Raw genomic sequence first — 9,953 nt, 5'->3', positions numbered from 1 at the left:
GTTCGGCGGACCGGGCGGGTCCGGGGGCTCCGGCGGCGACGGCGGATCCGGTGGCGACGGCGGACCCGGTGGGGAGAATCCGGGGCCCGAGCAGTCCCAGCCGCCGAAGATCAGGAGTGGGTCGGTGACCGACGCGATCAGCGGGATCAGTCTGCCGATACCGAAGGGCTGGTACGGCCAGGAGGCCCAGGTCGGCGCGCAGGTGATGTCCGACGACTCCTACAAGTGCCCCGGCGACACCTCCTCGACCTGCACCAAGGGCGGCGCCTACTCCGCACCGGCCCTCGCCCTCGGCACCAAGGGCGACACCGCCGAGGAGATCGCCAAAGCGGACATCGCGTGGAACGCCGAGGAGTCCTACGGCGGCAAGTCCTACGGCGGGATCACCTCCCACGACGTGCTGGTCTCCAAGGCCGTGACCGTGGCCGGGCAGAAGGGCTACCTGGTCCGCTGGAAGGCCGTCACGAGCAAGGGCGCCGACGGCATCGTGGAGTCGCTGGCATTCCCCTCCCCCGCGAACGCGAAGCAGATGGTCGTCGTCCGGTTCGGCGTCGACGCGGGCCAGCAGGAGACCGTGCTCGACGAGATCACCAAGGGCATCGAGGCGGCGACGGGCAGCGGCAACGGTCAGGACGTCTGACCAGGACGGACGCACAGCCGCAACCGGGCGGCCGGCTGGAAGCGCCCCCGCCGGCCGGCACGGACACCCGCACACCGGTCGGCCGGGTGGGGCGCCCCTGCCGCTCACAGGGGAACCCCACCCGGCCGGGGGTGCGCGCGCCTCCGGTGTCGCCTCGGCCCTCACCCAGACCGTGACCGTGGCCGCGACGGACCGGACCGGCCCCGTGCTGAGCGTCCAGGTGGTCGGCGTGGCACTGCTCGTGGCGGCCTTCGCGGCCGGTGGGCTGCTGCTGTCGCAGACGGCGTACCGGGGCGGTCTGGGCGGTCCGCTGGCGATGGTGCCCCTGGCCAACCCGCCGGCCGCCGCGGTGATCGGCCTGTCGCTGCTGGGCGAACGCCTCCAGGGCGGCCCGGCGGGCATCCTGCTCGCGCTCGCCGGGGCGGGCCTGGCGTCCTGGGGCGTGGTGCTGCTCAGCCGGGCGGCACCCGCGGCGGCCGACCGGGTCGGCCCGGTCGACGACGACCATCCGGTGGCCGCGGTCCTGGCTCTGGAACCCGGCTCGGCCACGGCCGAACCTGCGCTGGCGCCCCGGCCGCACGATCCGGGGCACCTCACTCCCGCTACGCGGTGATGATCGCCGGGTCGCTCACCCCCGGCCGCCCGTTCTCGACGTGACCGGCGAACCGCCGCAGGAACGCCTTGTCGCCCTCGGCGGTCACGGTCAGGTCGTACCAGCGGCGGCCGGCGGCGAGGTCGACGGTCCGGCACACCCTCGTGCCCGGGCGGACCGTGACGGTCGAGGGCCGGCCGCCGTAGCCGCTCACGAGCTTCAGACGGGCCGTGCCGGAGCCCTTGTTGGTGAAGGTCAGCTCGATGTCGTCGCCGGTGTGACGCGCGGTGACCTCGCAGCCGGCCGCCCGGTTCGAGCCCCTGAAGGTCCGCACGAAGCCGTTAGGGCCGTGCACGGTCAGGTCGTAGGAACCCCCGGAGTACGCCGAGTTCCAGGTGTCGGAGAGCGTCTTGCCGGCCTCGGTGGTGTACATCCAGGGACCGTCGGCGCGGTTGCCGGAGGTGACGTGGAACGCCCCGCCCGCCTGCCCGCCGGTGGCGAAGGTGAGGGTGAGCTTCCCGGCCGCGGCGTCGACCGAGGCGTCGACGTGCGGGGCGTACTTCAGCGGCCGGGAGCGGCGCAGGCCGCGCTCCTGGCGGGGCATGCGCGGATCCGCGGGCGGGGTCGGCCTGTAGTCGGGGTGGCGCTCGCGGTCCTGCGGCTCGTACGCGTCGGTGCCGGGCAGCGGGGCCGGTCGCGTGTCCTTGCGGGAGAAGTCGAACGCGGCCGTCAAATCACCGCAGACGGCACGGCGCCAGGGCGAGATGTTGGTCTCGCGCACGCCGAAGCGGCGTTCCATGAACCGCAGGATCGAGGTGTGGTCGAGGGTCTCGGAGCAGACGTAGCCGCCCTTGCTCCACGGCGAGACGACCAGCATCGGCACCCGGGGGCCGAGTCCGTACGGGCCGGCCGTCCTGTTGCCGTCGCCCGGGAAGAAGTCGAGGGAGACGTCGACGGTGGACAGGCCGCGGGAGGCGTCCTTCGGCGGCAGCGGCGGCACCACATGGTCGAAGAAGCCGTCGTTCTCGTCGTACGTGATGAACAGGGCTGTCTTCGACCAGACCTCCGGGTCGGAGGTCAGGGCGTCCAGGACCTGGGCGATGTACCAGGCGCCGTAGTTCGACGGCCAGTTGGAGTGCTCGGAGAAGGCCTCGGGGGCGGCGATCCAGGAGATCCGGGGCAGCTTGCCGGACTGGACGTCGGCACGCAGCAGGTCGAAGTAGCCGTCTCCGGCCTTGGCGTTCGTACCCGTGCGGGCCTTGTCGTACCAGGGGTCGCCCGGCTCGGCGCCCCGGTACCGGTTGAAGTAGAGCAGCGAGTTGTCGCCGTAGTTGCCGCGGTAGGCGTCCTCGATCCAGCCCCAGGATCCCCGGGCGTCGAGGCCGTCGCCGATGTCCTGGTAGATCTTCCAGGAGACGCCGGCCTGCTCCAGGCGCTCGGGATAGGTCGTCCAGCCGTAGCCGAGCTCGGCGTTGTCCAGTACCGGGCCGCCACCGCTGCCGTCGTTGCCGGTGTACCCCGACCACATGTAGTAGCGGTTCGGGTCGGTGGAGCCGATGAACGAGCAGTGGTAGGCGTCGCAGACGGTGAAGGAGTCGGCGAGGGCGTAGTGGAACGGGATGTCCTCGCGGGTCAGGTACGCCATGGCCGTGGTGCCCTTGGCGGGCACCCACCGGTCGTACTTGCCGCCGTTGTAGGCCTGCTGGCCGTCGGGCCAGGAGTGCGGCAGGCCCTCCAGGAACTGCATGCCGAGGTCGTCGGCGTCCGGGTGGAACGGCAGGGTCTCCTTGCCGTCCTTCTCCTGGTGCCAGACCGGTTTGCCGCTGTCGAGGGTGACCGGGCGGGGGTCGCCGAAGCCGCGGACGCCTCTCAGGGCACCGAAATAGTGGTCGAAGGAACGGTTCTCCTGCATCAGGACGACGATGTGCTCGACGTCCTCGATCGACCCCGTGCGATGGTTCGCCGGAAGCGCGGCCGCGCGCTGGATGCTGGCGGACAGCGCGCTGAAGGCCGTGGTGGCGCCCGCGAGTTGAAGGAAGCGGCGCCGGTTGACTTCGGACATGAAGGACAGACCTCTCATCCTGCTGTGCTGGATGGCCGGAACATGACGGAACCTGCGCGGAAGGAGTGTTTCAGGGACACCAAACGACAAGGAAGGGCCCGGTGACACTCGTGTGAAAGTCGCCGGTACGCCAGGTGTGCCGAAGCGTTCCCAGGGGAGGGCGAGGGGCGTGACAGAGACGAAGACGGCCTCCCCGCCGACGCAACGGCCCGTCCGACAGCTCCTCGCCGCCTCGGTGGGCAACGCGGTGGAGTGGTACGACTGGTACGCGTCACCTTTCTGGCCACCTACATCGCCGGCCACTTCCCGGAGAGCGCGGACAACTCGCTGGTGCCGCTGCTGTCCACGTTCGCGGTGTTCGCGGTGGGCTTCTTCATGCGGCCGGTGGGCGGGCTGCTGATGGGCGCGGTCGCGGACCGGCACGGGCGGCGGGCCGCGCTGACGGTCACCATCCTGCCGATGGGCGGCAGCAGCCTGCTGGTCGGGCTGACCCCGACCTACGCGACGGTGGGCGTGCTGGCGCCGGTGGTCCTCGTCCTCGCGCGGCTGCTGCAAGGTCTGTCCGTGGGCGGCGAGTTCGCGGCCTCGACGACGTTCCTCGTCGAGTCGGCGGGGCCCGGCCGGCGCGGGCTGTTCTCCAGCTTCCTCACGCGGGGGGACCCCCATCGGCCGCCGCCCCCTGCTGCTCTTCTTCGGCCTGGGCTTCGCCCTGCTCACGGTGCCGCTGCTGCACATCCTGCGCGACTCGTTCGCCGTGCTGTTGCTCGTGCAGTGCGCGGGCATGGTACTGCTGACCGGGTTCACCTCGATCAGCGCGGCCGTGAACGCGGAGATCTTCCCGCCCCGGGTGCGCGCGGCCGGTATCGGCTTCCCCTACTCGCTGACGGTCGCGCTCTTCGGCGGCACGGCTCCCTGCGTCGGCACGCTGTTCAAGGAGCAGGGACACGCGGGGTTGTTCCCCTGGTACGTCGCGGTGATCTGCCTGGTGTCGTCGGTGGTTACCTGCGGTTGCCGGAGACGGCTCACGCGCCGCTGCGGCGGTGAGGAGGTCCGCCGTCCGGGACCGGCTCGCCGTCCCCGTCGCTCCCGTGCGGCTCGTCGTGCGGTCCCGCACCGTTGGGCGACCCGGCGGACAGCGGCGGTCCTTCCCTGACGGCGGCGACTCTCTCGGGGTTGATCACGGCGTCGGTGGTCCGGCCGACCTCCGACAGCTCCAGGAAGTGGGACCCGGAATGCCCTCGGCGTCAGCGCCGAAACAGCCTCCGCCGAAGCGGCTTCCGCCTGGCGGAAGGGCCGTTGCGATGCCCGGAGGGCCGCCCCGACGATGTCGGCACGACAAGAGACGGGAGCCAGCGCCCATGCCCCACATGACCGCCTTCGCCAGAAACCAGTGGTACGTCGCCGCCTACAGTCACGAGGTGGGGCGGGAGTTGCTCGGCCGGACGATCCTCGGTGAGACGCTCGTGCTCTACCGGACGGAGGAGGACGGCACGCCGGTCGTCCTGCACGACCGCTGTGTGCACCGCCGGTACCCGCTGTCCCAGGCGCCGACGCGCCTGGACGGGGACCGGATCGTGTGCGGCTACCACGGCTTCACGTACGACACGACCGGCGCGTGCGTGTACGTGCCGGGGCAGAAGCGGGTGCCGCGCACCGCCCGGGTCGCCTCCTACCCGGTCGTCGAGCAGGACTCGCTGATCTGGGTGTGGATCGGCGACCCGGCGCTCGCCGACCCGCAGTCCATCCCCCGGGCCCGGCACCTGGACTCCCCCGGCTGGGTCACCGTGCGCGGCATGGAGCCCATCGACTGCGACTACGGCCTGCTCGTCGACAACCTCCTGGACCTGTCCCACGAGACGTATCTGCACGGCGGTTACATCGGCACCCCCGAGGTCGCCGAGACGCCGATCACCACCGAGGTCGACGAGGGCGCAGGGATCGTCCGGGTGAGCCGGCACATGGACGACGCCGAGTGCCCGCCGTTCTATGCGAAGTCCACCGGCATCGCGGGCCGGATCACCCGCTGGCAGGACATCGAGTACCACGCACCCTGCTTGTACCTGCTGCACAGCCGTATCGCCCCGGCCGGGGTGCTGCCCGAGGCGGACGGCAGCGACCCGAACGGCTTCCACACCGAGATCACATACGCGATCACGCCGTCGGGCGACGGCAAGGTGTACGACTTCTGGGCCGTCTCGCGCGACTGGGCCACGGACGACGCCGAGGTCACCGAGTTCCTGCGTGGGAACAACCACACAGTCGTGATGCAGGACGTCACCGCGCTCAACCTGCTGCAGGAGACGCTCGGCACCGAGCGGACCGGCTACCAGGAGCTGAGCATCAACATCGACACCGGTGGCCTGGCCGCCCGCCGCATCCTCGCCCGGCTCGTCGAGCAGGGCGAGAAGCCCGTGGAGGAGGTCCGGTGACGGCTCCGACCGGGGAGATCTACCGCATCGACTGGGTGCCCGGCACCGACGTGCTGCACGGCACGTGCCACTGCGGTCGTGAGCACACCGCGCAGGACCCGGTCGAGATGTGGGAGTGGATGCTCGCCCATCCACAGGGTCATGTGAGCGACGACGAGCCGCGAGGGGGCGGCTCATGACCGAGTACGAGGACGAACTGGTCGTCCAGCGGCGGGAGTTCGCCGCCGAGGGAGTGCTCGCCCTGACACTGCGCCATCCGTTGGGCGAGCCGCTTCCGGCCTGGGAGCCGGGCGCTCACGTCGACGTGCTGCTCGGGCCCGGCCTGGAGCGGCAGTACTCGCTGTGCGGTGATCCGGCGGACCGATCGGCCTGGCGGATCGCGGTGCTGCGCGAGCCCGCCGGGCGGGGCGGCTCCGCCCATGTGCACGAGCAGTTGGGCGAGGGCGCCACGGTGCGCGTGCGCGGGCCCCGGAACAACTTCCGCCTGGAACCCGCCCCTCGCTACCGCTTCGTCGCCGGCGGCATCGGCATCACACCGCTCCTGCCGATGCTGGCGGCGGCGGAGGCGGCGGGCGCCGAGTGGACGCTGCTGTACGGCGGGCGCACCCGCACGTCCATGGCGTTCGGCGGTGAACTCGGCCGCTACGGGGACCGTGTGACGTTCGCACCGGAGGACGAGACGGGCCTGCTGGACCTGGCCTCGGTGCTGGACGACGTGCCTGAGGGCACGCTCGTCTACTGCTGCGGATCGGGGCCGCTGCTGGACGCCGTCGAGGCCCGCTGCCCGTCCGGGGTGCTGCGCGTCGAGCGGTTCCGGCCGAAGGAGCGGCAGACCGGTGGCGACACGGAGTTCGAGGTGAAGCTGGCGCGCAGCGGCAGGACGCTCACCGTCGCGCCGGACGTGTCCGTGCTCGACGCCGTGCGCGCCGCCGGGGTCGAGGTCCTGTACTCCTGCACCGAGGGCACCTGCGGCACGTGCGAGACCGACGTCCTGGACGGCGAGCCGGACCACCGCGACTCGGTGCTGAGCGACGACGAGCGCGCGGCGGGCGAGACGATGCTCATCTGTGTGTCCCGCTGCCGCGGCGGGACGCTCGTGTTGGACCTGTGACCCGGAGAGACACGGCCGGCGGACATCGTCGGCCGCCACGGCGGGCCCCGCCGCCCGGCCCGCGCCGCGCTGCCGCCGGCGGAACCACCACCGCCCAGGCCGGTGTCCTCCCCGCGGGTCCGGGCGGCGAGGCGCGGCCGTCGAACACGTGGGGTCCGGCGGTTCAGGGTGCGGCCCACAGGCCCCGCACGTGCCCCAGGTGCCGGGTCATCACGGCCCGTACGGCCTCCTCGTCGCGGGCGAGCAGCGCGTCCAGGATCTCCAGGTGCTCCTCGGCCGACGCCTCCAGCCGTCCCTGTTCCACCAGGGCCGTCAGGCCGTAGAGCCGGGAGCGGCGTCTGAGGTCGCGCACGACGTCGACGAGGTGGCCGTTGCCGGCGAGGGCCAGCAGGCCGAGGTGGAAGCGCAGGTCGGCCTCGACGTAGGCGATGAGGTCGCCGACCGCGGCGGAGGTGACGATCTCCCGGGCGACCGGGCGGAGCGCCTCCAAGGCCACCGGGTCGGCCGTGCGGGCCAGCTTCGCCGTGGTGGGGATCTCGATCAGTGCCCGGATGTGGGTGTACTCGTCGAGCTGCTGCTCGGAGACGGCGGTGACCCGGAAGCCCTTGTTGGGCACGGTGTCGACCAGTCCCTCCTTGGCCAGGTCGAGCATGGCCTCGCGCACGGGCGTGGCGGAGACGCCGAAGCGGGTGGCGAGGCCGGGGGCCGAGTAGACCTCGCCGGGCCGTAGTTCACCGGCGATCAGGGCGGCCCGCAGCGCGTCCGCGACCCGTTCCCGGTGGCTGGGCTTCCTGCTGCCTAGCACGGGCAGGGCGGGGGTGTGCTGCGCGGCCATGACGGTAGGGGTTCCTCTCTCATGCCCTTACGGGGGGTGTTTACAGGACGAATCCCGCCGGGAACGGGTCCTCCGGGTCCAGCAGGTACTGGGCGGTGCCGGTGATCCAGGCGCGGCCGGTGAAGCTGGGCAGCACGGCCGGGTGGCCGGCGACCTCGGTCGTGCCGAGCAGTCTGCCGGTGAAGCGGGTTCCGATGAAGGACTCGTTCAGGAACTCGGTGTGCAGCGGGAGTTCGCCCCGCGCGTGCAGCTGTGCCATGCGGGCGCTGGTGCCGGTGCCGCAGGGCGAGCGGTCGAACCAGCCGGGGTGGATGGCCATGGCGTGCCGGGAGTGGCGGGCGGTCGAGCCGGGGGCGGCCAGGTAGACGTGGTGGAGGCCGTGGATGGAGGGGTCGTCCGGGTGGACGGGCGGGTCCTCGGCGTTGACGGCGGCCATGAGGGACAGGCCGGCCGCGAGGATCTCGTCCTTGCGGGACCGGTCGAAGGGCAGGCCGAACCGCTCCAGCGGCAGGATGGCGTAGAAGTTGCCGCCGAAGGCCAGGTCGTACGTCACCGTCCGGCCGTCGGCGAGGGTGGCCTCGCGGTCGAGGCCGACGGCGAACGAAGGCACGTTCCGCAGGGTGACCGCCTTGGCGGCCCCGTCCTCGACGGCCACCTCGGCGACGACCGGGCCCGCCGGGGTGTCGAGCCGGATGGTGGTGACCGGCTCGACGACCTCGACCATGCCGGTCTCGACGAGGACGGTCGCCACGCCGATGGTGCCGTGGCCGCACATCGGCAGATAGCCGGAGACCTCGATGTAGAGGACGCCCCAGTCGCAGTCGGGCCGGGCCGGCGGCTGGAGGATCGCGCCGCTCATCGCGGAGTGGCCGCGTGGCTCGTTCATCAGCAACTGCTTAATGTCGTCGCGGTGTTCGCGGAACCACAGCCGCCGTTCGTTCATGGTGGCGCCGGGGACGGTGCCGATGCCGCCGGTGATCACCCGGGTCGGCATGCCCTCGGTGTGCGAGTCGACGGCGTGCAGGGCGAGTCTGCTGCGCATGGTCTCAGCTCAGCCCGGCCGCGACGGCCTTCTCCGTGGCGGCGCGGACCGCCGCCTCCTGCCCGGGCAGCAGCGCGGCGCGGGGCGGGCGGCAGGGCCCGCCGTGGCGGCCGACGATGTCCATGGACAGCTTGATGGCCTGGACGAACTCCACCTGTGAGTCCCAGCGCAGCAGCGGATGCAGCTGCCGGTACAGGGGCAGCGCGCTGCCGAGGTCGCCGCCGACGGCCGCGCGGTACAGCTCGGCGCAGGCGCGGGGCAGCGCGTTCGGGTAACCCGCCACCCAGCCTTTGGCACCCGCGACGGCCAGCTCCAGCAGGACGTCGTCCGCGCCGATCAGCAGATCCAGTTCAGGGGCGAGTTCGGCGATCCGGTAGGCCCGGCGGACATCGCCCGAGAACTCCTTCACGCCGCGGATGTACCCCTCGCCGTGCAGCCGGGCGAGCAGCTCGGGCACGAGGTCCACCTTGGTGTCGATCGGGTTGTTGTACGCGACGACCGGCAGGCCCGACCGGGCGACCTCGGCGTAGTGGGCGAGGACGGAGCGCTCGTCGGCGCGGTAGGCGTTGGGCGGCAGCAGCATCACCGCGCGGCAGCCGGCCTCACCGGCCTGCTCGGCCCAGCGGCGGGCCTCGGCGGACCCGTAGGCGGCGACACCGGGCATCACGCGGTCCCCGCCGATGGCGGCGACGGCCGTCTCGACGACCCTGGCCCGCTCCTCGGGTGTGAGCACCTGGTACTCGCCGAGGGAGCCGTTCGGCACGACGCCGTCGCAGCCGTTCTCGACGAGCCAGGCGCAGTGCTGAGCGTACCGGTCGTGGTTCACCGACAGATCGTCGTTCAGGGGCAGCGCGGTGGCGACGAGGACGCCGCGCCAGGGGCGGTGTTCGGTCATGACGGTCCCTCCTGGGGTTGTTGCCGGGCGAGGACGCCGAGCGGCACGGGACGGGCGAACGGGCGCTTGGCCGGGGTGGGCGCACAGCCGGCGAGACCGGCGATGGCCGTGCCGCACATCCGGCCCTGGCACCAGCCCATCCCGGCCCGGGTGAGCAGCTTCACGGTGCGTTCGTCGTCCGCCCCGAGGTCCAGGGCCTCGCGCACGGCCCCGGCGGTGACCTCCTCGCAGCGGCAGATCACGGTGTCGTCGGTGATCTGCTCGGGCCAGTGCGCGGGCGGCGCGTAGGCGGAGTCGAGGGCGGTTGCGGCTCGCCGGAGCGCCGTACGGGCCTTGAGGGCGGCGGG

9 protein-coding genes and 2 pseudogenes are annotated in these 9,953 nt (G+C 72.3%); 6 read left to right on the top strand and 5 right to left on the bottom strand.

All coding sequences use genetic code 11. From position 1 onward, the window contains the following. The coding region (locus C1J00_RS30540; RefSeq protein ID WP_102912224.1) for a hypothetical protein at positions 1–640 on the top strand (640 nt) is incomplete at its 5' end. A gap of 109 nt (positions 641–749) precedes the next feature. Beyond that, positions 750–1,253 (top strand): annotated as a pseudogene (locus tag C1J00_RS30535) (hypothetical protein); the annotation flags it as partial. On the opposite strand, the gene C1J00_RS30530 reads toward C1J00_RS30535, so the two are convergent. Continuing rightward, positions 1,243–3,294, bottom strand: coding sequence for a phosphocholine-specific phospholipase C (locus C1J00_RS30530; RefSeq protein ID WP_102912222.1), 2,052 nt, complete (start codon positions 3,292–3,294; stop codon positions 1,243–1,245). The pseudogene C1J00_RS30535 and the gene C1J00_RS30530 overlap by 11 nt on opposite strands. 169 nt (positions 3,295–3,463) lie before the next feature. Between C1J00_RS30530 and C1J00_RS30525 the strand changes: the two are divergent. The 4 genes and pseudogenes from C1J00_RS30525 (at position 3,464) to C1J00_RS30510 (ending at position 6,834) form a co-directional block, all read left to right on the top strand. Then, positions 3,464–4,338: pseudogene (locus C1J00_RS30525) on the top strand (MFS transporter). 314 nt (positions 4,339–4,652) lie between these two features. Next, entirely contained in the window at positions 4,653–5,723 is a 1,071-nt protein-coding gene (locus C1J00_RS30520) for a Rieske 2Fe-2S domain-containing protein (RefSeq protein ID WP_180989748.1), read from the top strand. Further along, the gene (locus tag C1J00_RS30515) at positions 5,720–5,902 is read left to right on the top strand and encodes a hypothetical protein (RefSeq protein ID WP_102912221.1); all 183 of its coding nucleotides are present in this window, start codon (positions 5,720–5,722) and stop codon (positions 5,900–5,902) included. Before C1J00_RS30520 ends, C1J00_RS30515 begins: the two co-directional genes overlap by 4 nt. Continuing rightward, complete coding sequence (locus tag C1J00_RS30510; RefSeq protein WP_102912220.1) at positions 5,899–6,834, top strand: PDR/VanB family oxidoreductase; 936 nt, start codon at positions 5,899–5,901, stop codon at positions 6,832–6,834. Before C1J00_RS30515 ends, C1J00_RS30510 begins: the two co-directional genes overlap by 4 nt. 163 nt (positions 6,835–6,997) lie before the next feature. On the opposite strand, the gene C1J00_RS30505 is transcribed toward C1J00_RS30510, so the two are convergent. From C1J00_RS30505 to C1J00_RS30490, 4 genes are all read right to left on the bottom strand, one after another. Next, entirely contained in the window at positions 6,998–7,669 is a 672-nt protein-coding gene (locus C1J00_RS30505) for a GntR family transcriptional regulator (RefSeq protein ID WP_102912219.1), read from the bottom strand. A gap of 40 nt (positions 7,670–7,709) precedes the next feature. Continuing rightward, positions 7,710–8,711: a proline racemase family protein gene (locus C1J00_RS30500; protein WP_102912218.1), complete on the bottom strand. Its 1,002-nt coding sequence runs from the start codon at positions 8,709–8,711 to the stop codon at positions 7,710–7,712. Positions 8,712–8,715: 4 nt separating this feature from the next. Beyond that, positions 8,716–9,606 carry a dihydrodipicolinate synthase family protein gene (locus C1J00_RS30495; RefSeq protein ID WP_102912217.1) on the bottom strand — a complete coding sequence of 297 codons (891 nt, stop codon included), beginning with the start codon at positions 9,604–9,606 and terminating at the stop codon, positions 8,716–8,718. Then, a partial coding sequence (locus C1J00_RS30490) for a (2Fe-2S)-binding protein (protein ID WP_180989747.1) occupies positions 9,603–9,953 on the bottom strand: 351 nt, incomplete at its 5' end. The genes C1J00_RS30490 and C1J00_RS30495, both read right to left, overlap by 4 nt.

Source organism: Streptomyces cahuitamycinicus (assembly GCF_002891435.1).
Taxonomy (GTDB): Bacteria; Actinomycetota; Actinomycetes; order Streptomycetales; family Streptomycetaceae; genus Streptomyces; species Streptomyces cahuitamycinicus.
Note: the sequence above shows the minus strand (reverse complement) of the source record. Positions and strands in the feature narration are given on the sequence as shown.